General features: G+C 69.1%; 24 protein-coding genes and 1 tRNA gene. 8 read left to right on the top strand and 17 right to left on the bottom strand.

Annotated elements, in window-relative coordinates:
* Nucleotides 1–77: 77 nt before the first annotated feature.
* Together ACFHNC_RS05535 and rpoD are read right to left on the bottom strand one after the other, a co-directional pair.
* The gene (locus ACFHNC_RS05535) at nt 78–1514 is read right to left on the bottom strand and encodes a protein adenylyltransferase SelO (protein ID WP_437168225.1); all 1437 of its coding nucleotides are present in this window, start codon (nt 1512–1514) and stop codon (nt 78–80) included.
* An 82-nt stretch (nt 1515–1596) separates the two neighbouring features.
* Entirely contained in the window at nt 1597–3432 is a 1836-nt protein-coding gene (gene rpoD, locus ACFHNC_RS05540; RefSeq protein ID WP_437168226.1) for an RNA polymerase sigma factor RpoD, read from the bottom strand.
* A 344-nt stretch (nt 3433–3776) separates the two neighbouring features.
* Between rpoD and ACFHNC_RS05545 the strand changes: the two genes are divergently transcribed.
* The 4 genes from ACFHNC_RS05545 (at nt 3777) to ACFHNC_RS05560 (ending at nt 6723) form a co-directional block, all read left to right on the top strand.
* Nucleotides 3777–4835 carry a type III polyketide synthase gene (locus ACFHNC_RS05545; RefSeq protein WP_437168227.1) on the top strand — a complete coding sequence of 353 codons (1059 nt, stop codon included), beginning with the start codon at nt 3777–3779 and terminating at the stop codon, nt 4833–4835.
* Between the two features lie 2 nt (nt 4836–4837).
* The gene (locus ACFHNC_RS05550) at nt 4838–5518 is read left to right on the top strand and encodes a methyltransferase domain-containing protein (protein ID WP_437168228.1); all 681 of its coding nucleotides are present in this window, start codon (nt 4838–4840) and stop codon (nt 5516–5518) included.
* Nucleotides 5515–6591 (top strand): NAD(P)/FAD-dependent oxidoreductase, encoded by a 1077-nt coding sequence (locus ACFHNC_RS05555; protein WP_437168229.1) that lies wholly within the window; start codon nt 5515–5517, stop codon nt 6589–6591. The genes ACFHNC_RS05550 and ACFHNC_RS05555 overlap by 4 nt, the downstream gene beginning before the upstream one ends.
* Nucleotides 6592–6650: 59 nt before the next feature.
* A tRNA-Glu gene (locus tag ACFHNC_RS05560) sits at nt 6651–6723 on the top strand.
* 187 nt (nt 6724–6910) lie between these two features.
* Here ACFHNC_RS05560 and ACFHNC_RS05565 read toward each other — a convergent pair.
* The 4 genes from ACFHNC_RS05565 to ACFHNC_RS05580 all read right to left on the bottom strand — a co-directional run bounded on the left by ACFHNC_RS05565 (nt 6911) and on the right by ACFHNC_RS05580 (nt 10925).
* Nucleotides 6911–7663: an SDR family NAD(P)-dependent oxidoreductase gene (locus ACFHNC_RS05565; protein ID WP_437168230.1), complete on the bottom strand. Its 753-nt coding sequence runs from the start codon at nt 7661–7663 to the stop codon at nt 6911–6913.
* Nucleotides 7664–7772: 109 nt separating this feature from the next.
* Nucleotides 7773–9281: a tripartite tricarboxylate transporter permease gene (locus tag ACFHNC_RS05570; RefSeq protein WP_437168231.1), complete on the bottom strand. Its 1509-nt coding sequence runs from the start codon at nt 9279–9281 to the stop codon at nt 7773–7775.
* Nucleotides 9282–9294: 13 nt separating this feature from the next.
* A complete protein-coding gene (locus tag ACFHNC_RS05575) occupies nt 9295–9747 on the bottom strand; it encodes a tripartite tricarboxylate transporter TctB family protein (RefSeq protein ID WP_437168232.1) in 453 nt (150 codons plus the stop codon).
* Between the two features lie 203 nt (nt 9748–9950).
* On the bottom strand, nt 9951–10925 hold the full coding sequence (locus ACFHNC_RS05580; protein ID WP_437168233.1) for a Bug family tripartite tricarboxylate transporter substrate binding protein: 975 nt from the start codon (nt 10923–10925) through the stop codon (nt 9951–9953).
* A gap of 125 nt (nt 10926–11050) precedes the next feature.
* Here ACFHNC_RS05580 and ACFHNC_RS05585 point away from each other — a divergent pair, with 125 nt between their 5' ends.
* Both ACFHNC_RS05585 and ACFHNC_RS05590 read left to right on the top strand, forming a co-directional pair.
* The gene (locus tag ACFHNC_RS05585) at nt 11051–12226 is read left to right on the top strand and encodes a M20 metallopeptidase family protein (RefSeq protein WP_437168234.1); all 1176 of its coding nucleotides are present in this window, start codon (nt 11051–11053) and stop codon (nt 12224–12226) included.
* Nucleotides 12223–13218 carry a ketopantoate reductase family protein gene (locus ACFHNC_RS05590; protein ID WP_437168235.1) on the top strand — a complete coding sequence of 332 codons (996 nt, stop codon included), beginning with the start codon at nt 12223–12225 and terminating at the stop codon, nt 13216–13218. The genes ACFHNC_RS05585 and ACFHNC_RS05590 overlap by 4 nt, the downstream gene beginning before the upstream one ends.
* On the opposite strand, the gene ACFHNC_RS05595 is transcribed toward ACFHNC_RS05590, so the two are convergent.
* Nucleotides 13200–14126 (bottom strand): hypothetical protein, encoded by a 927-nt coding sequence (locus ACFHNC_RS05595; RefSeq protein WP_437168236.1) that lies wholly within the window; start codon nt 14124–14126, stop codon nt 13200–13202. The genes ACFHNC_RS05590 and ACFHNC_RS05595 overlap by 19 nt on opposite strands.
* Before the next feature lie 86 nt (nt 14127–14212).
* Between ACFHNC_RS05595 and ACFHNC_RS05600 the strand changes: the two genes are divergently transcribed.
* On the top strand, nt 14213–14803 hold the full coding sequence (locus tag ACFHNC_RS05600; RefSeq protein ID WP_437168237.1) for a cytochrome b: 591 nt from the start codon (nt 14213–14215) through the stop codon (nt 14801–14803).
* 3 nt (nt 14804–14806) lie between these two features.
* On the opposite strand, the gene ACFHNC_RS05605 is transcribed toward ACFHNC_RS05600, so the two are convergent.
* Nucleotides 14807–15040 carry a hypothetical protein gene (locus tag ACFHNC_RS05605; RefSeq protein WP_437168238.1) on the bottom strand — a complete coding sequence of 78 codons (234 nt, stop codon included), beginning with the start codon at nt 15038–15040 and terminating at the stop codon, nt 14807–14809.
* Nucleotides 15041–15145: 105 nt separating this feature from the next.
* Between ACFHNC_RS05605 and ACFHNC_RS05610 the strand changes: the two genes are divergently transcribed.
* Nucleotides 15146–15478: a DUF1491 family protein gene (locus tag ACFHNC_RS05610; protein WP_437168239.1), complete on the top strand. Its 333-nt coding sequence runs from the start codon at nt 15146–15148 to the stop codon at nt 15476–15478.
* A gap of 63 nt (nt 15479–15541) precedes the next feature.
* Here the strand turns inward: ACFHNC_RS05610 and upp are convergent, their stop codons facing one another.
* From upp to ACFHNC_RS05655, 9 genes are all read right to left on the bottom strand, one after another.
* Nucleotides 15542–16174: a uracil phosphoribosyltransferase gene (upp, locus tag ACFHNC_RS05615; RefSeq protein ID WP_437168240.1), complete on the bottom strand. Its 633-nt coding sequence runs from the start codon at nt 16172–16174 to the stop codon at nt 15542–15544.
* Nucleotides 16175–16200: 26 nt separating this feature from the next.
* Nucleotides 16201–16905, bottom strand: coding sequence for an MOSC domain-containing protein (locus ACFHNC_RS05620; protein ID WP_437168241.1), 705 nt, complete (start codon nt 16903–16905; stop codon nt 16201–16203).
* Entirely contained in the window at nt 16902–19715 is a 2814-nt protein-coding gene (locus tag ACFHNC_RS05625; protein ID WP_437168242.1) for a peptidoglycan -binding protein, read from the bottom strand. The genes ACFHNC_RS05620 and ACFHNC_RS05625 overlap by 4 nt, the downstream gene beginning before the upstream one ends.
* Nucleotides 19716–19730: 15 nt before the next feature.
* Nucleotides 19731–20870: a flagellar motor protein MotA gene (locus tag ACFHNC_RS05630; RefSeq protein WP_437168243.1), complete on the bottom strand. Its 1140-nt coding sequence runs from the start codon at nt 20868–20870 to the stop codon at nt 19731–19733.
* Nucleotides 20871–20874: 4 nt separating this feature from the next.
* Complete coding sequence (locus ACFHNC_RS05635; RefSeq protein ID WP_437168244.1) at nt 20875–21303, bottom strand: OmpA family protein; 429 nt, start codon at nt 21301–21303, stop codon at nt 20875–20877.
* Between the two features lie 152 nt (nt 21304–21455).
* Nucleotides 21456–22310: an inositol monophosphatase family protein gene (locus ACFHNC_RS05640; RefSeq protein ID WP_437168245.1), complete on the bottom strand. Its 855-nt coding sequence runs from the start codon at nt 22308–22310 to the stop codon at nt 21456–21458.
* Nucleotides 22311–22474: 164 nt separating this feature from the next.
* A complete protein-coding gene (gene efp / locus ACFHNC_RS05645) occupies nt 22475–23044 on the bottom strand; it encodes an elongation factor P (protein ID WP_305670775.1) in 570 nt (189 codons plus the stop codon).
* A 231-nt stretch (nt 23045–23275) separates the two neighbouring features.
* Nucleotides 23276–24598 carry a hypothetical protein gene (locus ACFHNC_RS05650; RefSeq protein WP_437168246.1) on the bottom strand — a complete coding sequence of 441 codons (1323 nt, stop codon included), beginning with the start codon at nt 24596–24598 and terminating at the stop codon, nt 23276–23278.
* Nucleotides 24599–24781: 183 nt separating this feature from the next.
* Nucleotides 24782–25780 carry a lysine-2,3-aminomutase-like protein gene (locus ACFHNC_RS05655; RefSeq protein WP_437168247.1) on the bottom strand — a complete coding sequence of 333 codons (999 nt, stop codon included), beginning with the start codon at nt 25778–25780 and terminating at the stop codon, nt 24782–24784.
* Nucleotides 25781–25818 lie beyond the last annotated feature (38 nt).

Consider the following 25818-nt stretch of genomic DNA (forward strand, 5'->3'; position numbering starts at 1 on the left):
CTCCCCCCCCAGGAGGGGGGGGGGGGGGGGGGGTGTTCCCCCCCCCCCCCCCCCCCCCCCACCCACCGCGTTGGGTTTCAGGTGCCGCAGAAGGTCGCCAGCACGCGTTCCTCCGGCTGCGCCGGCAGGGCATGGCGTGCATGGTCCGGCTGGTCCTCGAAGGGGCGGGACAGCACGTGCACCAGTGTTTCAAAGGGGCCGAAATCGTCGCGGCTGGTGGCGGCGGCGATGGCTTCCTCGACCAGATGGTTGCGCGGGATGAAGGCCGGGTTCGCCGCGCGCATCGCGGCATCCGGCAAGGCGCCGAGCGCCCGACGCGCGTGCCAGGCTTCCGCCCAGCCATCGAAGGCGGCGGGGTCCGCGAACAGTGCGCGCGCCGATGCCGGCTCCGTCGCCAAAGCGCGGAAGGTGAGGGTGAAATCCGCCTGGTTCGCCGCCATGCGGGACAGCAGGCCCTGGATCAGCGTGGCGTCGTCTTCCTCCACGCCGGCCAGGCCGAGCTTCGCGCGGAAGGTCCCGAGCCAGGCCGCCTGGAAGATCGGTGCGAAGCCCGAAAGCGCTTCCTGCGCCACCTGGATCTGCGCGTCCTCATCGGCCGCGAACAGCGGCAGCAGCGTCTCGGCCAGCCGGGCCAGGTTCCATTGCGCGATGCGCGGCTGGTTGGCGTAGGCGTAGCGGCCGGCATGGTCGATGGAGCTGAACACCGCGCCGGGGTCGTAGGCCTCCATGAAGGCGCAGGGGCCGTAGTCGATGGTCTCGCCGCTGATGGTCATGTTGTCGGTGTTCATCACGCCATGGATGAAGCCGAGACCGAGCCAACGTGCGATCAGCGCCGCCTGCCGAGCCACCACGCCCTGGAAGAAGGCGAGCGCAGGCTGCTCGGCCTGCGCCGCCGCAGGGTCGTGCCGGGCAATGGCATGATCCAGAAGTACCTGCACCGCCGCGCCGTCGCCGCGGGCGGCAAAGTATTGAAACGTGCCGACGCGGATATGGCTGGCGGCGACGCGCGTCAGCACGGCGCCGGGCAGGGGGGTTTCGCGGAAGACCTCCTCCCCGGTCGCGACCGCGGCCAAGGCGCGGGTGGTGGGCACGCCGAAGGCGGCCATCGCCTCACTGACGATGTATTCGCGCAGCACCGGCCCGAGCGCGGCACGGCCATCGGCGCGGCGGGAGAAGGGGGTGGGGCCGGAGCCCTTGAGCTGGATGTCGCGCCGCTGGCCGTCCCGACCCACCACCTCGCCCAGCAGAATGGCGCGGCCATCGCCGAGGCGGGGGGTGAAATGCCCGAACTGGTGGCCGGCATAGGCCTGGGCGAGGGGTTCCGCGCCCTCCGGCACGGTGTTGCCGGCCAGGACATCCACCGACAGCGCGGCAGGGTCGATGCCGAGTTGCTCGGCCAGTGCGGTGTTCAGCCGGATCAGTCGCGGCGCCGCAACGGGCGTCGCTGGCTGCCGGGCATGGAAGTGCTCCGGCAGGCGGGCATAGGAATTGTCGAAGGGGATGGTGGGGGCCATGGGGGTGGCTCCTTACGAATGGGCGCGGCGCGCCCCCCTCACCCAATCCTCTCCCCCCGAGCGGGGGGAGAGGGCTTTTAGGTCAGGCTTCGAGGAAGCTGCGGAGGGCGCGGCCCTGGTTGGACTGGCGCAGCTTGCCGAGGGCCTTCGCCTCGATCTGGCGAATGCGCTCCCGCGTCACGCCGAAGGTGCGGCCGACTTCCTCCAGCGTGTGCTCGCTGTTCATGCCGATGCCGAATCGCATCCGCAGGATGCGTTCCTCACGCGGCGTCAGGTCGCCCAACACCTTGCCGGCGGCATCCCGCAGCCCGGCGCGGGCGGCGGCGTCGAAGGGCAGGATCGCGTCCTTGTCCTCGATCAGGTCGCCGAGGCGGGCATCGCCTTCCTCGCCGATCGGGGCTTCGAGGCTCACCGGCTCCTTCGCCAGGCCCTGTACGGTGCGGACCTTCTCCAGCGGCATGCCGAGGCGGTTCGCCAGTTCTTCCGGCGTCGGTTCGCGGCCGGTCTGCTGCGCCAGGCGACGACCGGTGCGGACCACCTTGCCCACCGTTTCCGTCATGTGGACGGGAACGCGGATGGTGCGGGACTGGTCGGCGATGGCGCGCGTGACGGACTGGCGGATCCACCAGGTGGCATAGGTCGCGAACTTGAACCCACGGCGCCAGTCGAACTTCTCGACCGCCCGCATCAGGCCCAGGCTGCCTTCCTGGATCAAATCGCCCAGCATCAGGCCGCGGTTGCGATACTTGCGGGCGATGTAGACCACCAGGCGAAGATTGGCGCGGGTGAGTTCTTCCCGCGCCCGGCGCATGTCGCGCTCGGCGCTGGCGGCTTCGACATGCAGGCGGCGGAGCTGCGGCGCGGTCAGGCCACAGGCTTCCTCGATGCGCGCGAGCTCGGCGCGCACATCGACCAGGCCGGCCTTCAGGTCGCGCAGGCCGGCGGGCTTGGCGGCACCCTCAAGACGCGCGGAGGCACCCGCGGCGCCACCATTCCACAGCTTCAGGAAGTCGCCACGGCTGATGCGCGCGGCCTCGGCCAGGCGCAGGGCACGGCCATCCAGCATCATCAGCGCGCGGTTGGCATCGCGCAGCCGCTCGATCAGCTCCTCGATCCGGGCCGGGCGCAGGCGCAGTCCGGTGACCAGGGACACCGCCTCCGTCCGGGCCTTCGCCGCCTTGGTGCCGGCGGCACGCAGCGCGGTCAGACCTTCCAGCGCGGCGTCGATGGCGGCCAGCGCCTCCGGCTTCAGGCGGGCATCGATGGTCGCGTGCGGCGTCTCGACCGCGGCATCCTCGCCTTCCGGCGCGGGCTCCAGCAGCGTTTCCTCGGGCAGATTGGCGGCGGCGGTCGCCTCCAGCTCGATCACGTCGCGCAGCGGCATGCGGCCGGCCGCGATCGCATCGCGCCACTGGATCAGCGCGGCGGAGGTGGTGGGGCTCTCGCACAAGGCGGCCAGCATCGCATCGCGACCGGCCTCGATGCGCTGGGCGATGGCGATTTCGGCTTCGCGCGTCAGCGGCTCGGCAACGCCCATTTCACGCAGGAACAGCGCGACCGGGTCGTCGGACCGGCTGGCCGCGGCAGCTGCGGCGGCGGAGATGTTGCGCCCGGCGGGCTGGCCGTCGCCGGCCTCCTGCGGCTCATCGGCTGCAAGGGTCGGGCCGGATTCCTCGTCATCGCCATGGGCGACGCGGTCATCATTGCCGGTGTTGCCGAGGCCGAATTCCTCGAGCAGGGAGTTCGCCGCATCCTCGATCTCGTCCATCGGCAGCGGGTCCGCCACCATCTCGACGTCGAAGGATTCGTGCTCCGCCATACCGGGCATGTCGGGGGCGCCGGCATGGTCGTAGGGCAGGGGCCCAGCGCCAGCCATTTCGTCGCGATCCGTTGCCTTGCGTGCGAACATGCCGTCCATCTGTCGATCCGCTCCTCTTCGTTCCGCCGAGGCGGCCGAAGGCCACTTCTTCACCATTCAACCACCCCAGCCCCCCAGGCCGATGACACATCCCCGCCCCCACCGGGTGACCGGCAGGCGGAGAGGCCGACGAAAGGGGGGCGCGCCGCCATGACGGCGAGTGGGCCATATGGGCATCTGGACCCGCGCAGACACCCCTTATCGGAAGAAACCACGACTTTGTCCCGGCTTTTCTGCATGGCTCATCCCCGCCTGATCGAAACACGCCACCAATCCTTCGGGCGGATGACGCAATGATACGGTTCTGTTGATAATGTGATGCGCCGCAACCCAGGCTGGAACTGATGACCGAAGTCTTTATCAACCGCATCGCGACGGCCCTGCCGCGGCACCAGGTGCACGGCGCTTTCCGCGCCTTCGCCGCCCATCAGGCGCTGGGGCGGGATGCGCGGGCCTTCGGCCGCATGGCGGAACGCGCTGCCATCACCACCCGCCATTCGGTGCTGGAGCCGTCCCAGCCCGAAGGCTCCGGCACCGCCTGCGGCTTCTATCGCCAGGGCGGCGCCTTCCCGACCACCCGCGCCCGCATGGCGCGGTGGGAGGCGGAGGCCTCGCCCTTGGCCGAACGGGCGCTGCTGGACCTCGGCATGGAGCGGGACGGCCCCGGCATCACCCATCTGATCGTCGCCACCTGCACCGGCTTCGTCGCGCCGGGGCTGGATCGCCAGATCATCGCCCGCTTCGGCCTGCCCCTGAATGTGGAGCGCACCACGGTGGGCTTCATGGGCTGCCAGGCGGCGATCAATGCGCTGAAGCTGGCCTGGCACATGGTGCGGTCGGAACCCAAGGCGCGGGTGCTGGTGGTGTGCCTGGAGCTATGTACCCTGCATCTGCAGGACACCACGGCGCTGGAACAGCTTCTGTGCTTCCTGCTGTTCGCCGATGGCTGCGCCGCGGCGGTGGTCTCGGCGGAGCCGGAGGGGCTGGAGATGGAAGGCTTCAGCAGCGTCGTCATCCCCGAAGCGGCGGACCAGATCACCTGGCGGATCGGCGATGCCGGCTTCGACATGACGCTGTCCGGCATGGTGCCTTTCACCCTGGCGCATGCCCTGCCGGATCTGGCGCCCGTCATGCTGGGTGGGCGTGCGGTAGGGGAGGTGGCGCATTGGGCGGTGCATCCTGGCGGGCGGTCCATCCTGGACGCGGTGGCGCATGGGCTGGACCTGCCGGAGACTGCGCTGGAGACCAGCCGGGCGGTGCTGGATTCGCATGGCAACATGTCCTCCGCCACCGTGCTGTTCGTGTTGGCGCGGATGCTGGCCGCGGCCCGGCCCGGCCCCGGCTGCGCCCTGGCCTTCGGCCCGGGCCTTTCGGCCGAAGCCATGCGCTTCCGGGTCGCCTGACCATGCCGCGCAGCACCGCCGCCGAGATCATGGACGATGCCGGCCAGACCGAGGCGGATTTCGACGCGGCCCTGGCGGACCTCGCGCGGATCAACCGCATGACCTTCGCCACCACGCCGCTGCTGCGCTTCCTGGACCGCGTGGCGGCGGAGCGACCGGGCGAACCGCTCTCCGTGCTGGATGTCGGCGCCGGCGGCGGCGATGCGCTGCGCGCCATGGCCGCCTGGGGCGTGCGCCGTGGCGTGGCGTTGGACCTCTGGGGGCTGGACCGCAGCCCCTGGGCGGAAGCCCATGCCATGCGGCAGGCGACGCCGGCGCGTTGGATCACCGCCGATCTGTTCGACCTGCCGGCGGGGCGCCGCTTCGACGTGGTGGTCTGCGGGCTGTTCGCGCACCATTTGGACGACGCCACGCTGGTGCGCTTCCTGCGCTGGCTGCCGGCCCATGCGGCACGGCGCTGGCTGATCCTGGATCTGCACCGCCACCCCATCCCCTGGGCCGCCGTATGGGCCGGCACGCGGTTGCTGCGGATGCACCCGATGGTCTGCCATGACGGCCCGATTTCCGTCGCCCGCGGCTTCAGCCGGGCCGACTGGACGCGGCTGATCGGCGTGGCCAGGGTGGAGGCGACGCCGCGCTGGGTGCTGCCGTTTCGCTGGGCGGTGGAAGGGCCGGGCGCGTGAGAACGCTGATCCTCGGCGGCGGCCCGGCAGGTGCCGCGGCCGCGATCACCCTGGCCCGCGCCGGCGGCGCGCCGGTGCTGGTCGAGCGCGCGGCGCAGCCGGCCGAGAAGGTCTGCGGCGAATTTCTGGGCGCCGATGCGGCGGCGCTGCTGGCCGGGCTGGGGCTGGACCTGGAGGCGCTTGGCGCCGTGCCGATCCGCCAGGCCTGGATCGGCGCGGGCCGGCATCGCTGCGATTTCGCGCTGCCCTTTCCGGCCTGGTCGCTGCCGCGCGCCACGCTGGATGCCGCGCTGCTGCACCGCGCCGTGGTGGAGGGGGCGGTGCTGCGCTGCGGGGCGGCGGCCGTGGCCGCGGAGCCCACGCCGGCCGGCTGGCGGCTGCGCCTGGCGGATGGCGCCTGCCTGGATGGCGCGCGGCTGGTGCTGGCCACCGGCAAGCATGAGATGCGCGGCCTGGCCCGCCCGGTGGGGCCCGGCGCGCTGGGCCTGAAGCTGGCGCTGGACGGGGTGGATCTCGGCGACGCCATCGCCCTGCTGGCCTTCCGCGGCGGCTATGCCGGGTTGCAGCCGCGCGCTGGTGGCGGTGCCAATCTCTGCCTGGCGCTGGCCCCCGGCACGCCGGGCCTCGCGCGGGCGGCGCGTGATCCGGCCGCACTGCTGGGGATGGTGCGGCAGGGCTCGGCTTTGGCCGCCGCACTGCTTCGCCACGCGCGGCCCGCCTGGGCGCGGCCGCTGGCGGTGGGAGGCGTGCCCTACGGCTTCATCCACGGCGCGGCCGGCCCGGCGGGGCTGTTCCGGGTGGGGGACCAGGCCTCGGTCGTGCCGTCCCTGTGTGGCGATGGCATCGCCATGGCGCTCGCCTCTGGCCAGCGCGCCGGGCTGGCGATCGCGCAGGGCGGGACGGCGGCAGCGCACCATGCCGCCTGGGCGCGGGCGGTGCGGCCGGGCATGCGGCTGGCGGCGGTGGCGGATGGGCTGATGGCGCGCGCCCCGGCGGCGCTGGTTCTGGCCGTGGCGGGGCTGCCCGGCCTGGCCGGCTGGGCCGCCCGGCAGACCCGGATGGGCCTCGCCTGATCCGGAAAGGGGGTTGACCGGAACGCGATCGGACGCCATACGGCCCGCCATCCCAGCCTGTCCCGTTCGTCTAGAGGCCTAGGACACGGCCCTTTCAAGGCTGTAACACGGGTTCGAATCCCGTACGGGGCATTTCCCTCTCCAGTCGCGCCCAAGGCCGCTGGCCCTCATATCAGATCCCGACCGGAACCTGCGGCCGGCGACGCCGGTCGAACGGCCGAATGGCCGCCGCCGCGAGTGCGGCGAGCCAAGCGAAGCGCTGGCGCCTGAGGGCGTTGGAGCTATAGCCCCAACCGGTCACGATCCGCGGGATTTGGTATCAGTGGCTGAAGCGGTGCGTGCCGCCATCCACATGCACCACCTGCCCGGTGATGTAGCGGGCGCGCGGGGAGCACAGGAAGCACACCAGCACGCCAAGGTCGTCCGGTTCGCCAATGAAGCCGACCGGCACCTCCTTTTCCGCCCAGGCCTGGCGCGCGGCCTCATCCGGCAGGATGCGCGCATCGATCTGCTCCGACCGCAGGCGGCCAGGTGGCACCGAATTCACCGTAATGCCATCCCGGCCCAACTGGCGGGACAGCGCCTTGGCCCAGATGTGGACCGCGCCGTTCGGGGCATTGGCGGCGTTGATGATATGCGGCTCGTCGCTGCCGGTGATGTTGACGATGCGGCCGAATTTCTGGGCCTGCATGGCCGGGATGATGGCGTGGGCCATGCGGCGGCCGGCGTGGAAATTGATTTCCATCGATTCCTGCCAGACCTCATCCGGGCCGAGATCCTGCTGCGGGCGGCTGCCGCCCGCATTGTTCACCAGGATGTCGCAGCGGCCGAATCGGGCCAGCACGGCATTCCGCGTGCGAATCGCGGCGGTGGGGTCCGTCACGTCCTCGGCCAGCAGCAGCGGCTGGGCGGAGGCGGGCAGGGTGGCGGCGAAATCCTCCAGCCGGCCCATGCGGCGGGCGAGCAGCGCCAGCTTGCAGCCTTCCTCCGCCAGCAGGCGGGCGATGCTGCGGCCGAGGCCGGCGGAGGCGCCGGTGACCAGGGCGACCTTGCCAGTCAGTTGCAGATCCATGTGGGACGATTCCTTGCGTGTTCGCCGCAGGGTGCGTCGGCGCCCGCGCAAACGAAAGGGGCCGCCCCTTGCGGAGCGGCCCCTTGCTTGTCGGTTCGTGGTGAAGGCGTCAGCCGCCCTCAGCCATCGCTTTTTCCTTGCCGGACCGCAGGGCGGGCAGCAGCATCGCCAGCAACGCAATGGCGGCAATGCCCAACATGGCGGCGGAGATCGGCCGCTCCACGAACACCATCACGTCGCCGCGGGACAGCAGCATCGCACGGCGGAGGTGTTCCTCCATCATCGGCCCGAGAACGAAGCCGATCAGCAGCGGCGCGCCTTCCAGCTTCAGCTTGGAGCAGAGGTAGCCGAAGATGCCGAACAGAACCATCAGGTACACGTCGAAGACGTTGTTGTTGATGGAGTAGATGCCGATGGCGCAGAAGATCATGATCGCCGGGTACAGATGGCGATACGGCACCTCCAGCAGTTTCACCCACATGCCGATCATCGGCAGGTTGATGACGAGCAGCATCAGGTTGCCGACCCACATGGAGCAGATCAGGCCCCAGAACAGGTCAGGCTGCGCTTCCACCATGCGCGGGCCGGGCTGAATGCCCTGGATGATCAGCGCGCCCACCATCAGCGCCATCACGGCATTGGCCGGGATGCCCAACGTCAGCAGCGGGATGAAGCTGGACTGCGCGGCGGCGTTGTTGGCGGCCTCGGGTCCGGCGACACCCTCGATCGCGCCGGTGCCGAACAGATGCCGGTACTTCGAGACCTTCCGCTCGACCATGTAGGACCCGAAGGAGGAGAGCGAAGCGCCGCCGCCCGGCAGGATGCCGAGCACCGTGCCAAGTGCCGTACCGCGCAACACGGCTGGGACCGCACGGCGGAATTCTTCCCGCGTCAGGTACAGGCTGCCGACCTTGTTGGTCAGCACATTGCGCGATTCGGGGCGTTCCAGGTTCAGGATGATCTCGGCGATGCCGAACATGCCCATGGCGATGGCGACAAAGCCGACGCCGTCCGACAGTTCCGGCACGCCGAAGGTGAAGCGCTGCTGGCCGGTCTGCACATCGGTGCCAACCAGACCCAGGCCGACGCCAAGCACCACCATCCCGATGCCTTTGACCACGGAGCCCTGCGCCAGAACGGCGGAGATGATCAGGCCCAGGAACATGAGGGAGAAGTAGTCGGCCGGCCCGAAGGACAGCGCGACGGAGGTCAGCAGCGGGCCGGAGGCCGCGACGACCACGGTGGCGACGGAGCCGGCGAAGAAGCTGCCGAGCGCCGCGGTGGCCAGCGCCGCCCCCGCACGCCCGTTGCGGGCCATCTTATAGCCCTCGATCACCGTGACGACCGAACTGACCTCACCGGGCAGGTTCAGCAGGATGGCGGTGGTCGAGCCACCATACTGCGCGCCGTAATAGATGCCGGCGAGCATGATGATCGCGGTGGTCGGCGACATGCCGAAGGTGATCGGCAGCAGCAGGGAGATCGTCGCCACCGGCCCGATGCCCGGCAACACGCCGATGGCCGTGCCGATGAAGGCGCCCAGCAACGCGAAGGTCAGGTTCTCGAGGCTGAAGGCGACGCTGAACCCGAGGGCGAGGTTCGCGAGAAGCGTTTCCATGGATCGTGCTCCCTCAATAGCCGAAGTAGGTGGGCCAGACCGGAATGCGGATGTCGAGCCAGTAGATGAAGACCAGCCAGCACAGCACGACGAGGAAGGCGGTTAGCGCCAGGACGCCAAGGGGTCGATGCGTCCGGTCGGCGAGTGTTGAAATTCCGATGGTGATGGCCAGCGTAAGGATCATGCCGGCCTTCTCCAGGATCAGGCCAAAAACACAGATCGACCCGAGGATCAGGAACAGCTCGCGCCAGGCCCAACGCTCCAGTTTGTCCGGTCCGCTGAACATCGCCATGATGACGATTGCCGCGCTGATGAAGAACAGAATGCCAAATGCCAGCATCGGCATGTAGCCGGGGCCCATGCGGCGGGCATTGCCCAGCGTATGGTCCAGGTTCAACCACAGGCCCGCAACGGCAAAGGCAAGAAGTACAAGCCCCGCCGCCAGGTCTTTCGCGTTGATCTTCATCCGCACCTCGTTCGTGCCAGCCCCTTCTTGGGGGGCGGCAATTTTCACAACACAAACGGCGCGGCTACCCTCGCCGTCACTCCCCACGCGAAGGGCCGCCGGCTTCCGCCGACGGCCCGATCGCCGCAACACTAGTCATTTGGAAGGCGCTCGCCCAGCCAAGACATACGCGAATACCCGCCAAGATTATTACTTAATTTTAACTAACCGACGGTGGCGCCCGACGCGCGCACCACCGGCGCCCAGCGCGCCACTTCGGACGCCACGAAGGCGCTGAATTCGGCGGGCGTCATGTCGCCCGGCGTGCCGCCCATCTCGGCGAAGCGCTGCTGGTTCGCCGGCGTTGCGATCACGGCCATGACCTCCCGGTGCAGCCGCTCCACCACCGGGGCGGCCATGCCGGCCGGGCCGGACAGCGAGAACCAGCTCGTGCTCGACATGTCGAAGCCCTGTTCGCGGAAGGTCGGCACGTCCGGGAAGCCCGGGTGGCGTTCCGCGCTGCTCATCGCGATGGCGCGCACGGTGCCCTGTCGGATATGCGACGCCGCCGAGGGCAGGCTGTCCGACATCATCGGGACCTGGCCCGCAATCACTGCCACCATCGCCGGACCCGCGCCGCGGAACGGGATGTGGGTGTGCTCGATGCCCGCGAGTTCGCAGAAGCGCACGAGCATCAGGTGATTCGACGATCCGGCACCGGAGGATGCCATGTCCAGCCCGCCCGGCCGCGCCTTCGCCGCCCGCACCAGATCCGCCAGGTTGTTGATGCCGCTGTCGCGATTCACCACCCAGGCGGATGGGTTGGTGATGACCATGGCGATGTGGGTGAAGGAGGTCACCGGATCGTAGCGCAGGTTGGGGTAGAGCGCCGGGCTGATGGCGTGGCTCGCGATGTTGCTCATCACCAGCGTCTGGCCATCCGGCGGCGCATCCGCAACCATCTGGCTACCCGTGGTCGCGCCGGCGCCGGGGCGGTTCTCAACGATCACCGGCACGCCGAGTCGCTGCCCCAGGCCTTCGCCGACCAACCGCGCGGTCAGGTCCGTGCTGCCGCCCGGGGCGAAGGGTACCACCAGGCGGATCGGGCCGGATGGCCAGGCCTGCGCGCGGGCCAGTCGCGGCGTCGCCAGAAGGGCAGCGCCGGCGGCAAGCGCGCGGCGCGTCAGGTGTGCAGACATGTTTCTTCTCCCTAAAGTAGTGGCGCGGCCGCGCACCGCGCGTCCGAGCCATTCAGGCGGCGCCCTTCATGGTGACCAAGTCTTCACCTAAGGTGCCGCCGAGCCATTGTGTGGAGCGCGCGGCGATGCGAATCAATGATCTGGAAAGGCGAATTCGGGAGGACGCATACGGCATCGCGCCCGCCCTCGTGGCCATCCGCCGCGACATCCACGCCCATCCCGAACTGGCCTTCGAGGAGACACGCACGGCCGGCATCGTTGCCGCCGAGCTCGCGCGGCTTGGCATTCCACACGTCACCGGAATCGGCGGCACCGGCGTGATCGGCACTATCGAAGGTGGCCGCCCCGGTCCGACGCTGGCGATCCGCGCAGATATGGACGCGCTGCCGATCCATGAGGAAACCGGCCTGGATTTCGCCAGCCGCCATGCCGGGAAGATGCATGCCTGCGGCCATGACATCCACACCGCCACGCTGCTCGGCGTCGCGGCGCTGCTGAAGGATCTGGCGCCGATGTTCGCCGGCCGCGTGAAGCTGGTGTTCCAGCCGGCGGAGGAAGTGCTGCAGGGTGCCGCGGCCATGATCGCCGATGGCGCGGCGGAGGGGATCGACCTCGCGCTCGGCTTCCACAACCAGCCCGACCTGCCGGTCGGTCGGTTCGGCTTCGCCCGCGGCGCCTGCCTCGCCGCCTCGGACCGGTTCGATCTCAGCATCCGCGGCAAATCCGGCCACGCCGCGCACCCCTATGCCGCGATCGATCCCATCGTCGCCGCCAGCGCCTTCGTCGCCCAGGTACAGACGGTGGTGAGCCGGGAGGTGAAGCCGCTGCATCCGGCCGTTGTCACCATCGGCGCCTTCAACGGCGGCACCACCTACAACATCATCCCCGAGCGCGTGCATCTGAAGGGCACCGTCCGCACGCTGCACCAGGCGGCGCGGGACACGGCGCAGGCGGCGATCCGCCGGCTGGCCGAAGGCCTCCAGACGGCGATGCGCGTGGAATGCACGCTGGACTATCAGCAGATGGTCCCACCGCTGGTGAATGAGGACCGCGTCATGGCGCCCGTACTGGCCGCCGTGCGGGCGCAATTCGGCGATGTGATCGATGAGGGCGAGGCCTCCATGGGCTCCGAGGACTTCTCCGAATTCGCCGCCCGCGCGCCATCCTTCCATCTGCGCATTGGCAGCGGTGCGCCGGGGCGTGACGACCGGCTGCACAATGCATTTTATCAACCGGACGAAGACTGCATCGGCAACGGCGTGCAGGCGCTGACGCGGGCGACGTTGGAACTGCTGGCATGAAGATCTGCGTCTATGGCGCCGGCGCCATTGGCGGGCACATCGCCGGAAGGCTGGCGCGCGGCGGGGCGGAGGTTGCCCTGGTGGCCCGCGGCGCGCATCTGGCGGCGATCCAGGCCAATGGCCTGACGGTGCACGCGCATGACGGCACGCATCACAGCCGGCCACGGGCCAGTAACGACCCGCGCGAGTTGGGGCCGCAGGATGCGGTGATCATCACCGTGAAGGCGCCGGCGCTGCCGGATGTCGCCGCCGGCATCGCACCGCTGCTGGGGCCGGAGACCGCCGTCGCCTTCGTGATGAACGGCATTCCCTGGTGGTATTTTCTCGGCCAGCCCAGGGGGCAGGACGCGCCGCATCGCGACATGCGGCTGCCCGCCGTCGATCCCGGCGCGGCGCTGGAATCCGCGGTGGGCCTGGGACGCACCATCGGTGGCGTGGTGTATTCGGCGGCCGAGGTGGTCTCGCCCGGCGTGGTGCATTCCGAGCACGGCAATATCCGCGTCATCCTCGGCGAACCCGATGGCCGCATCAGCGACCGTGCCCGCGCCATCTCCGCCGTGCTGGAAGCGGGCGGCATGCCATCCCCGGTCACGCCGGACATAAGGCTGGAGGTCTGGGCGAAGCTGCTCGGCAATCTCGGCAACGGTCCGCTCTGTGTGCTGTCACGCCGCGGCGTCCGGGACACCTTCGCCGACCCGCTGCTGCGGGAGGCCGGGCGACGCAGCGCGGAGGAGGGCCGGGCAATTGCCGCCGCGCTCGGCGTGGCGCTGACGGACCACCATGTGGCGCGCGTCGCGGCCTCCAACATGGCGCACAAGCCCTCCATCCTGCAGGACCTCGAGCTCGGCCGCCCGATGGAGATCGACTGCCTGTTCGAGGCGCCGCTGCAACTGGCGCGGCTGACCGGCACGCCGACCCCGCAGCTCGACCTGCTGGTGGCGCTGGTCAAGCAGGTGGCGCGAGCGGCGAAGCTCTATCCGGAAATCGCGTAGGGCATATCCGTCTGGCCGAGCACCCAGCCCTCCCACCGCCGGATCCAGGGATCATCGGGGATGTGGTCGGGCCGGGTGCCGTCCAGCACCGCGATCAGCGCCAGCAGACCGAGCACGCAATCCAGCCGATCCTCCCCGGCCGAGCCGAAGCCATCCTCCACCTGGTCGGCGAGCGCCGGGGAGGACACCACGCGCAGCCTGTCCATCGCCGCGCGCAAGGCGTCGGCCAGGGCGCGGCGCGGCGCCTGCATGCGCTTGCTGCCGGCCAGCTTCAGGCCGAGCTGGCGCAGCGCCTCCGCCGGATACACCTCGGCCAGCGCCACGCGGCCCGGCGCCAGCAGGCCGTGCAGCGGGCCGGCGAAGGGCCAGAGTGAAACGGGCGCACCCGCGGCCAAGGCCGGCGCGATCCAGTCGCGCCAGGCAGCGATGGCGGCCTTGCCGGACTGGTTGGCGCCCAGCGTCCAGAACACCGGCGCGCCGGCCGGCCGCAGCGCCGTCGCCCGGTCGCACAGCCGCGACAGCCCGGCTGGCCCCGCCAGGCCCAGCGCCGCCGCATGGCTCGCGCGCGTCATGCCCTTGATGCCGCGCGCCGGGTAGAAGGGCTGCGCGGCCGAGACTTCGGCCAACGTCGCGGCCACGCGGAAGAACTCCGGCCGCGCGACCAGCCCGGCCAGGAAGGCCGGGAAATCCGCCTCCGCCCGCCCGGCCGCCCAGTCCCGTGGCACGCCGAGCGGCAGATCCAGCCCGAGCGCCACCGGCCTGCCATCGGCCAGCAGCCCGGGCAGCAACCGCGCGGTGTCGCCCACCAGGCGCGGCGCCAGGGCGTGCCACCGGCCGCCGAGGCGTTCCGCCTGCGCCATCCAGCGTTTGCCCGGCGCCATGCTCCAATCCGCATGGGCGGCGATCATGCCGTGATTGCGTCCATTGCGTTCGCCCCGCCATGCCATACCTTGGCGATAAGATTGGGGCCGGCAGGATCGGGAGCTTCGCGCACATGGAACTCGCCACCGAATCGCCAATGCAGCCGCCCGTCCGTGGCCAGGATGCGCTGCATCCCGACGGCCAGTATTCGCGCCTTGCCAAGTGGTTTCATTGGCTGACGGTGCCGCTGCTGTTCGGCGCCCTGGCCACCGGCCCGGTCATCCGTTTCATGAAGGATGACGCGAAGATGCCCTTCTACGCGCTGCATGAAAGCCTCGGCCTGCTGATCCTTGCCCTCGCGGTGGCGCGGCTGGCCTGGCGCGGCATGTCCCGCCCGCCGGCGCTGCCGGAACATCTGCCGCAATCGATGCGGCGCGTGGCTGCCGGGGTGCATCATGGGCTGTATGCGGCGCTGATCATTCAGCCGCTGCTCGGCTTTTTCACCACCAATGCCTATGGCTTCCCGATGCAGGGCCAGACGGCCTTCCTCGGCTTCATCGACCTGCCAAAATTCATGGAGGCAGCGCCGGGCCTGGCGAATATCCTGCATTGGGGGCACAGCCTGATCGGCTGGGCCTTCCCCTTCCTGCTGGCCGCGCATATCGGCGGCGCCATCTACCACCATGCCATCCGGCGCGACGGCACACTGCTGCGGATGCTGTGACCGCTACTTGATGGGCTTGTGCGCGCGGTCCATCAGGCGGCCGAACCAGCCCTTCTTTTCTGGCTCCTGCACCTTGGCGGCCTCGGCCAGCTTCGCCGCGCTTTCCTCGGCGCGGCGCAGCCGGGCCTTCTCGGCCAGCCATTTGTCCAGGCTCATGCCGGCCTTCGCGGCGCGGCGGGCCTCATAGGCGCGCTGCGCCTCGGTCAGTACCTCAGCCTTCACCTCAGTCTTCGCCATGGCGACCTGTCTCCGTCCATGCGGTGAATGGCGCGGCTTCGGCCACTTCGCAAGATGCGCCCGCACGGGGTTGCGCGGCCCGGCGCATGGGCGGAGAATTGGGGCATGGATCCTAAGGTCAAAGCAGGCATCTGGGTGTCCATGGCGCTGCGCCTGTCAGACATCTCAGGACGCTCCGGCGCCGTGCTCCGCAAGGGGGACCCGGATAGCGGCGGCATCCTGTGCGTGCTGCGGGCGCGCGATGCGATGGTGGTGCTGTCCCAGGTGCGCGATGCCGAAGGGCGGCAGGCCTGGATGCGCGGCACCGGCGTGGCGCCGGTGGATTCGCCGACGGCCGATGCCTATGTCGAACGCCAGGTGAAGCGCGACCCTGATCTGTGGGTGGTGGAATTCGACGCGCCGGACCTCAAGCCGCCCTTCGAGGCCCGGCTGATTTAAGTGACCGTTTGAAAACACCTGCGGGTCCTCAGCCGCCGGCATTCTCAAATGGCCACCAAGGCGCTATTCCACCGTGCCGAAGCAGCGGTCCCCGGCATCACCCAGCCCCGGCACGATGAACCCGCGATGGTCCAGCTTTTCATCGAGGGACGCCGTGTAGATCGGCACGTCCGGATGCGCGGCGGAGAGCTTCGCCACACCCTCCGGCGCCGCCACGACGCAGACGAAGCGGATGCTGGGCGCGCCGGCTTCCTTCACCCGCTGCACGGCGGCCACCGCGCTGCCGCCGGTGGCCAGCATCGGGTCGAACAGGATGGCGCCGCGGGTGCGGACCTCCGGCGGCATCCGCAGCATGTATTGGCTCGGCTTCAGCGTGTGCTCGTTCCGCACCAGGCCGACATGGCCGACCGGCGCCTCCGGCAGCACCTGCATGCCGCCCTCCATCAGCCCGAGCCCGGCGCGCAGCACCGCCACCAGCACCGGCTCCGCCGTCGCCAGCACCTGGTGGTCCATCTCGACCAGCGGCGTGGTGATGCGGGCGGTGCGGCTGGGCAAGGCGCGCGTTGCCTCCAGCGTCAGAATCGCACCGATCTCGGCCAGCAGCTTGCGGAAGCGGGGGGAGGGGGTGGCGGCGTCGCGCAGCTCCGCCAGCCGATGGGCGAGCAACGCGTGGTCGACGACATGCAGCGTGGTCATTATGCGCGTATCCGAAGCTGGGGTATTCAGGCGACCAGACGAACCGGATCGCCGAGCCGGATCATGCCCAACCGCGCGGCCGCGGCATACATGCCGAAATTGCCGCCGAGATGCTGCGCCACCGTCCGCAGCACCCCGGCATCGCGCGCCGCGGTCTCCGGGCAGATGGTGACCATGGCGCAGCGCGGCGCGGGCCCATTCACCAGCAGCCGGGTGCCGTCACCGAATTCCAGCATCTGGCCGGCCCATTCGGTTTCCGGCGCGTCGCTCTCGATCAGGATGTTGATGCGGAAGCGCCGCGCATCCAGCGCCGTGCCATGCAGCGCATCGAGCTGCCCCAGGCTGGCCGTGGTGATGATGGAGACGGGCATCTGGTCGAAGACGCCGCGGCCCATCTGGATCAGTGCGGAAGTCTTGCCCGATCCCGCCGAAAGCCGCGCGGCCAGCGCCGCATCGCGCAGATCGAATGCCGCGCCATCGGGTGCCGTCACCTCCACCGGGGATAGGCGCGTATCCTCCGGGGTCGAGAAACGCGGCCGGTAGCGCACGAGGTCCGACAGGTCGCGGCCGGTCAGCCAGGGGAAGCGGCCGTGTTGGCCCTGCTGCACGAAGGCGTATTGCCGGTCCCCCGCCAACCCCGTCCAGCGCAGTTCCACCTCCGGCAGCGCCTCGCCGGCCATGGATTTCACCGGAAACCGGGCGAGGCCCAGAACCTTGCCGACCAGGCTCATCGCGCCACCGTCTCCACTGCCAGCATCTGCACCGCCACCCGACGCCCCTCGCGCCGCGCCGCCTCCACCGCGCCGCCGAGCGCCGCGGCGAAATCGCCCAGCGATTCCCATTCCGGCCGCGGCATGGCGAACAGCGGCCCGTCGCTGGCGATGGCCACCACCACATCCGTGCCGAAGGGCTCTGCCACCTCCCAGCCCGGAAAGCCCTGCCGTGGCTCGCCCAGCCGCACCCGGGCGCCCGGGAACTGCGCGGGAAGCTGCTGCAGGCGATAAGCGTTACCGCTGTTCGAGAGATAGTAGAGCTGCACCTGCCCACCCCAATCCGGCGCGCCGAGATCCAGCCGCAGCAGCGTACCCTGCGCCAGCGGCCCGCGCCCGACCAGATCGAGCCGCAGCGCGGCGGGTCCGCTGGCCGGCGGCACCTGGCGCAGCGCCTCGATCACCTCGCAATAGGGGCCGCTGAAGCCGCGGACCTCCATCGTCGCCGGCGGCGCGCCACGGGCCTGCAGCGCCGCGCGCAGGCTGGCTTCCGTGCCACGCCGGGCGAGGCCGGTGATGCGCGGCGTGGCGCCACCCTCCACCACAGCCAGGCGGGCGCAGGCCTGTGCCTCCGTCACCTCGCCCAGGATGCGTCGCAGCTCGCCGGCCGGGCGCGCGGGGGCGGTGCCGGTGGGGGCCGGTTCCAGCCGCAACTCGATCCGTCGGTTGCGCGCCAGGGCATCGGCGCCGTCGCTGTCATCCAGCGGCTGCGTATCGCCGAAGGCCACCGCCGCCACCCGGTTGGAGGGCAGGCCGGCATCGATCAGCAGCCGCGCCACGGCGATGGCGCGCGCCGCGGACAATTCCCAGTTGCTGGCAAAGCGGCCGCCGGCGCGGATCGGGCTGCGATCGGCATGGCCATCGACGCGCAGGATCCAGCCGAGATCGCTCGGGAATTGCCGCGCGAGGTCCAGCAGCACCAGCCCGATATCCCGAATCTGCTGTTGCCCGGGCGCCGAGAGTTCGGCGGAGCCGACCGGGAACAGGACTTCGGACTGGAAGACGAAGCGGTCGCCGACGATGCGAACCTCGGGCCGATCGCCCAGCACCTGGCGCAGCCGGCCGAAGAAGTCGGATCGGTAGCGCTGCAATTCCTCCACCCGCGCCGCCAACGCCACATTCAGCCGCTGGCCGAGGGCCACGATCTGCGCGTCCTTGTCCCGCGCCGCATCCTCTGCCGCATCCAGCGCGGCCGCGACGCGGGAGAGCTCACCACGCAGCGCTTCCAATTGCCGGGTCAGCATGGCGACCCGCACGCGGGCGCTTTCGGACAGGCGGCCGAATTCGCCGGCCTGCGCTTCCGCCGCGGCCCGGCGTCGCTCCTCCTCCGCCGCGCGCCGTCCCGCTTCAGCGGCAAGCTGCGCGGCGGCGGTGCGGCCCTGTTCTGCCTGGGTGGCGCGGGCGCTGGCCTGGCCGAGCAGGTCCATCGCCTCCTGCCGCGCGGCCTCGGCGCTGGTGCGCTGGCGCGCTTCATCCTCGGCGCGGGCCAGCGCCTGTTCGGCCTGACGTTCGAGCTGGTCGCGCAGCGCCTCAAGCCCGCTGATCTGGCTGCTGAGGCGGGCGATGTCGGACAGCCGCGCCTGGATGGTGGCGCGATCCGCCGTCACCGTCTGGTCCAGCCGCGTCGCTTCCGCGCGCAGGGCGGCCACGTCGCGGCGGGCGGCTTCCAGGCTGGCACGCGCCTGCGCCAATTCGGCGGCCAGCGCCGCCGCTTCCCGCTGCCGCGCCGCCAATTCCTCCGCCGTGGTGCTGCGCGCGCTGCGTTCATCCGCGAGATCGCGGGTGAGCGCCGCCGCCTGGGCCTGCGCGGCCTGCAGGGTCTGGCGGGCGCCGGCCAATTCCTGCGCCAGCGCCTCCGCCTCCCGCCGCCGCGCTTCGAGCTGTTCCGCGGACAGCGCGCGCGCCTCGGCCAATTCGCGTTCGGTCGCGCCACGGGCGGCGCGTTCGCCGGCCAGGTCGCGGGTCAGCGCCTGGGCCTGGGCGCGGGCCTGGTCCAGCGTGCCGCGGGTTGCAGCGAGGTCCCGCGCCAGAGCTTCCGCCTCCTGCCGCCGCGTTGCCAATTCCTGCGCCGTCGCGTCCCGGGCCGCGCGGGTTTCCGCCAGGCTGCGCTCCGTCGCGGCCAGCGTGGCGCGGTCCGCGGCCAATTCGCGGCCGAGGCCCTGCACCTCGGTGCGGGAGGCCGCCAGATCGCGCCGCACCGCCTCCAGCGCCGCGCGTTCGGCGGCCAGCAGGCGTTGCGCGTCGGTCAGGGTGCGGACGGTGCGAGCGGTGTCGCCGCCGGCGGCCTCGACGCGGGCCTGCGCTTCGGCGAGGCGGCCTTCCAGCTCCGCGATTCGGGCGGTGCCGTCGCGCGCCGAAACCTCGAGATCGGCCAGCCGGGCCGAAAGCCGGGCGCGTTCGCCGCGCGCCGCGTCACGTTCGCCAGCCAGCCGGTCGCGTTCCTCGCGCAGGGCGGAAAGCCCCTCCAGCGCCGAATCGCGGGCGGTGATGGCGGCGCGGAGGTCATCCGTCATCAGGCCGAGGGCGGTGCGCAACTCCTCCGCCTGCCCACGTTCCAGCGACAGCAATTCGGACAGTTCGCCGACCTGCCGGTTCAGCCGGTCCAGCGCCCGGTCGCGGGAGGAGAGCGCGACGGATAGAAAGCCCTGGCCGAGCACGAAGACCAGCAGCACGAAGATGATGACCATGAGCAGCGTGGACAGCGCATCCACATAGCCCGGCCAGGCATCCAGCCCGCCGCCACCCCGTCGCCGCCGGCCGCCGAGTGCCATGGCGCTACATCACCCTCAACGCGGCGGCTCTTCGGCGAGCGCCGCGATGGTGCGGGCGAGGATCTTGATCTCGTTGCGGATTTCCGTGGTGGCCTGCATCCGCCCCTGGGTCATCTCCTCCAGGATGCGGGCGAGGTAGAGTTCCTGGTTGCGGATATGCCCGCGGGAGGCATCGTCCAGCGCGCCCTGGGCATTGGCATCCGCCATGCGCTGCAAGGTGGGTGCGAGCTGCGCCTGGCTTTCGGCCATGCGGGTCATCAGCACCTGGCTGGCGCGCATCTGGTCGGCCAGGATGGAAAGCCGCTCCGTCAGCGTCATCAGCGCCTGGTTGGATTGCGCGCGGCCATCCTCGCCGCGGCTGATGGCGCGCTGCAGTTCCTCCATATTCTCGGCACTCTGTTCCAGCAGCGCCTGGACATAGGCGGGCATGGAGCCCTCGCCCTCATTGCCGAGCGCGCCGGAGGACAGGCGGGTGGCGCCGGCCAGCCAGTCTTCCAATTCCGAATAGAAGCGGTTCTGCGCCTGCCCCGCGGTGAGATCCAGAAAGCCCAGCACCAGCGCGCCGGCGAGGCCCAGCATGGAGGAGGAGAAGGCGATCGACATGCCGCGCAGCGGCTGCGCCAGCCCGGTCTTCAACTGGTTGAACAGCGCATTGATGTCGCCCGAGCCGACCGACATGCTGCCGATCACGTCGGAGACTGCGCCGATGGTCATCAGCAGGCCCCAGAAGGTGCCGAGCAGGCCAAGGAAGATCAGCAATCCGGTGGCATACCGGGAAAGTTCGCGGCTTTCATCGAGGCGGGAGGAGATGCCATCCAGCACGCTCCGCATCGCCATGGCGGACAGCGACAGGCGTTCGGAACGCCGGCCCGCCAGCATGCTCGCCATCGCCGCCAGCAGCCGCGGCGGCCGGCGGGAGGGGGCGCCCGGGGTCGGGTTGCGGAAGGCCTCCAGCCACTCGACCTCATGCGTCAGCAGCAGCACCTGGCGGATGTTCCAGGCGATACCCAGCAGCAGCACCAGGGCGATGACGCCGTTCAGCATGGGGTTCGCCGCGAAGGCCGTGGCCAGTTCGCCCGCCAGCAGCCCGACCAGCACCGTCACCGCGGCGAGGAAGGCGAGCATGCGCCAGAGGAAGACGGTCGGGCTGGTCATGCCGCTACCTCGTGCTGCTCGGGGCGGGGCCGGCATCGGCCCGCTTCACGCCGGGGGGAAGGATCTCCGCGATATCGGCGGGCGGGTCGCGGCGGCCGAGCGCGCGGATATCGATGCGCGTCGCCGGCAGCCCTGCCGCCACCAGCACATCCCGCACCGCGCCGGCGCGGGCGAGCGACAGGCGGCGGGCGAGGGAGGCATCATCGGCCGGGGAGCTGGCCTGCGCCTCCACGGTGATGCGACCCTGGGGCAGGGCGGCGAGGCCTGGGGCGAGGCCCGCGATGGCGTCGCGGGTGGCCGCGGGCAAGCTGGACTGGCCGGCTTCGAAGGCAAGCCGCCAGCCGCCCTCCGCCCGCGCGGAAAGTCCCTGTTCCGCTGCCGCCGGCAGGGCGAGCAGGACAATGAGCGTGGGGATGAGGGCGCGACGGATCATTCTGCGCCGGAGGCTAAAGCAATCCCCCGGCGCTGCAAATCATGGGCTTGGACGATTCGCCCCTGGTTTCAATATCTTCTTGCGGCAGGCCGGACCTCAGTGACCGATTGAAGCACCGTGGGACCGACCCGCCGGTGTTTTCAAACGGTCACTCAGCCCGTGACGGCGGTCCGGTGGGCCTGGGCGGCGGCAATGCCATCGGCCACCACTTCCCGCAGCTTCGGGTGCAGCGCCTGGTTGCCGCAGACCACGTCACCGGTTTCGTAATGGGTCTCGCCGCCGGCGGGGTCCGAGAGGAAGCCGCCGGCCTCCTTCACGATGACCAGCCCGGCCGCGATGTCCCACTTGTTCAGGCCGAGTTCCCAGAACCCGTCATACCGCCCCGCCGCGACCCAGGCGAGGTCGAGCGCCGCCGAGCCGAAGCGCCGCACGCCCGCCACATGCGGCATCAACCGCGCCAATGTGGCGCTGAATTCCGCCTTGCGCTGCACCTTGGCGAAGGGGATGCCGGTGGCGAACAGGGCGGACCCCATGTCGCGCCGTGCGGAGACGCGCAGGCGCTTGTCGTTGAGATAGGCGCCCATGCCCTTCTCGGCCCAGAACATCTCGTTCCCCGCGGGGTTGTAGATGCAGCCGGCCATGAGTTCCGAGGTGTTCTCCCCGGTGCGCTTTTCCACGCCGACGGAGATCGCCCAGTGCGGGATGCCATGCAGGAAGTTCGTGGTGCCATCCAGCGGGTCCACCACCCAGCGCCATTCCCAATCCTCGGCGCCGGAGGTGCCGGATTCCTCCATCAGGAAGCCCCAGCCGGGGCGGCCGCGCGACAGTTCCTCACGCAGCGTCTGTTCGGCGCGGAGGTCCGCCTGGCTGACGAAATCGCCGGCGCCCTTGGCGGTGACCTGGAGGGATTCGACATCCGCGAAATCCCGCAGCAGGCGGCGGGCGGCCTTCTGCATGGCGGTCTGGAGGACCGACATGGCGGGGGACAGGCGGGGGGAGACGGCCATGGGAAGGATTCCGAAATGAAAGAGCGGCAGGCACAACCTGGGCGGCCGGCAATGCCGGCCGAGCGCCCGAATGGGCGCCGCCGCCTATGCGGCGAGCCAAGCGCGCGGAGCGCGCGCCCGGCGCTTGAGGGCAACAAATACAGCCAAGAGCTGACGCTTTCGCGTCAGCTCTTGGCGCGCTCGTAGTAGCTGCCGTCTTCGGTCTTCACCACGATCCGCTCGCCCACGGTGATGAAGGGCGGCACCATGGTCTTCACGCCGTTGGACAGCATCGCCGGCTTGTAGCTGCTGGTGGCGGTCTGGCCCTTCACCACCGGATCGGCCTCCACCACCTCCAGCGTCACCTGCTCCGGCAGGGTCATGGCGACCGGCTCACCCTCGATCAGGCGCACGCCGACGGTCATGTTCTCGACCAGGAAGGGCAGGCGGTCGCCGAGGATTTCCTTCGGAACCTGCGTCTGCTCGTAGGTCTCGGGGTCCATCAGGACGATCATCTCGCCCTCGGCGTAGGAGAAGGTGAACTCCTTGTCCTCGGTCATCAGCCGCTCGACCGTATCCGCCGTGCGCCAGCGCTGATCCTTCTTCGAGCCGGTCTTGATGTTCCGCATGTCCACCTGGATGATCGCGTTGCCCTTGCCCGGGATCATGATGTTCTGGCGGATGATGGTGTAGCGCTGGCCCTCGAACTCGATGACCATGCCGGCACGCATCTGGTTGGCCTGCATCTTCGCCATGGCTTGCGTAGTCCTGAATAAGCGGTGGAAATGTGGGGGCGCGGATACAACGGCGGGCGGCCAGGGGCAACCTTTCGGGCAACCTTCAGCAGGCGATGGTGGCCAGGTGCCCGGCCTGGGCATAGGCACGGATCAGGCGATCGCAGGCGGTCTGCACCTGCAGCGGGACAACCGCCGCTCAAGCCGCATTGTCGAGTGCGTACGCACGTCGAAAGGCGTGCCATCAAGGTGCTATTCTGCGGGTTTCGGTCGACGTCGAAGTAGGGCCTTGACATCGACTTCTCTTGACCAAATTTCAGTTTCCAGAATTGTTTTTCCAATATCTACAGTAAACCACCCCGACGTGCTCGATAGAAGCTGCTCGAAAAGATCCATCTGTTTCTGAGCAGTGCCCTTCATTGTTCGCCAGCGGACATAGAACAGGAAAGACGGTTCAATAATGTAGAGAATGTCTTCTGCCGGACGCCATTCGAGAAATTCAAACCCTCGACGTTCCTGAAATTTCTTAAGCGCGCCCAGAGTGGAATTAAGAGATGCCTGAGGGGGAATGTCAGAGCTCGCGAGCTTGAGCTTGCCAAGTCGCTGGTCGATCTCCATTCGGCTCAGTGAAAACTTGATTGGGTCAAGTGTGAAGCAAGCAAGAACTAGTTCGTATGTCTTGTATTTTCTTGCCCCTTCACGCGGACCCTTGATCAGAGTGGAGTAATACGATTCAAACTGAGTAAATCGATTTTTGGCTACGGTATGCATGCTGCCGCCAACGGTTGTACGGTCCAGCGCGATCTTTTGTCCGCTAACCTCGTCAATGTATTCGGCGGGAAGAGACGTAAGCATTTCAAGACAAATTTGTTGCGTAACGAGAGGAAGGCCAACCGACTCCATCGCGATAAAATTCTTGAGGTCGGGCGTGATTTTTATGTTCAAATAGTCAAAGCCTTGCGATATGATTTTCTCTAAGTCTTCAACTGCCCAGCTTCCTACATCAAACTGAGCGATCCGACCTACCAAGTCGCGATTGCTGTTTGCTATGTCGACTGCTCGGTGTGTGGTGCCAAGCACCAAGACGGAGACCTCATTGTCGACAAATCTTTTCCATTGTTGGAAAAGAATTACTTTTACGTCTTCTGCAAGATAATGAAAATCTTCAATAACCAAGACATAATTTGTATGCTTGAGTGCCGGAATAAGTAAATCCGGCCCCGGGCTCGCGAGAATTTTTCGTTTTAACTCAGACTCGCTTTTTTCTCCTGTAATGGTGCCTTTAATTCGGGCTGCCTTTTCTGCTAGCCATGCCCATCCTAATTTCAGCGAGAGTTCGGCCTCGACCGAACCTTTTGCAGAAGAAGCGGTCTGCCTTGACTCTGCTCGTTCAAAATCGATACCTTCTAGGGCGTGTAGCCAAACGTCTTCCAGTTTAGTCTGCCGATCGCATTGAACGATCAGAGGGATCTCGCCTCGTGAGGCAAGTACCTCTCGATACAGCGTGGTCTTGCCAGTTTTGGATGGTCCAGTCAGGAGGCACAACTGGCCAGATTGCCCGAGGGCGAGTCTCAATTTTCGCTCGAAATTTCCGCTATCCCGTTTGACATAGGTGACGGTTGGTTGGCCAACTGACTTGAAGACGTCAGCAAGTCTGAGCAGCTCGGTCGTTGTGTTTCCCCGCGTCTCCGGAATTTACGCCGATACCCTCGCTTAATCAAAGCTTTTGCGCGCAGACGAGTGGGGCGCGGGGCTGAATTACGCGAAGCTCGGCCCGATTGGCGCCTTCCCCCCACCATTCGGCCTTTCCTGCACATAGGTCGGCCAGGCCAGCCCCGTCACCCGGAAGCGCAGCGCGGCCAGAAGCGCCCGCCCTTCCTCCGGCGGCACCTCGAAGCGCGCGGTTCCGGGGGCCGGGTCCAACTGGTGCAGGTAATACGGCTTCACCCGCCCGCGCAGCATTGCCCGGAATAGGTCTTCCAATGCGGCGGCCGAGTCATTCACCCCCCGCAGCAGCACGGATTGCCCCAGCAGCACCACCCCCGCCCCGGTCAGAAGCCGCAGCGCCGCCATCGCGTCCGTCGTGAATTCCCGCGCATGGTTGGCGTGGACGCACAGATACAGAGGCTTTTCCAGTGTGAGCGCCGCCGCCAGCGCCGCGGTCACCCGCCCCGGATCGGCCACCGGCACCCGCGAGTGGATCCGCAGAATCTCGATATGCGGAATCGCGGAAAGCCGTTCCAGCAGCCAGGCCAGGCGGCGCGGGCTCAGCATCAGCGGGTCGCCACCCGTCAGAATCACCTCCCGCACCTGCGGCGTGCGTTCGAACCAGGCGAGGGCGGCTTCGAGTTGCTCGGTCGTCAGAAGCCCGCCGTCCGGCCCCACCACCTCCCGCCTGAAGCAGAAGCGGCAATAGACCGGGCAGGCGAGCAGTGGTTTCAGCAGCGCGCGGTCAGGGTAGCGATGCACTACGCCGGGCACCGGGGTGAAGGGCGCATCCGCCGTCGGGTCCTCGATCTCATGCGGTGCGGTCCGCAATTCCGCCGGGTCGGGGATGTATTGCGCGGCGATCGGGTCGCGCGGGTCGGCGGGGTCGATCAGCGCAGCCATCGCCGGCGTCACCGCGATGGCATACCGCGCCTGCACGGCCTCCAGCCCCGCCAGATCGGCCTCGGGCGGCAGCAGCCCGGCCTCGGACAGGGCGGCGGTATCGCGCAAGGTGCGGGAATGGTTTCGGGCGGCGGCGGAATGGGGCATGGTTCGGCCTGCTAAACCCCAACCTCCAAGCCACAACA

The sequence above is a fragment of the Falsiroseomonas sp. E2-1-a4 genome, assembly GCF_051433165.1.
Taxonomy (GTDB): Bacteria; Pseudomonadota; Alphaproteobacteria; order Acetobacterales; family Acetobacteraceae; genus Falsiroseomonas.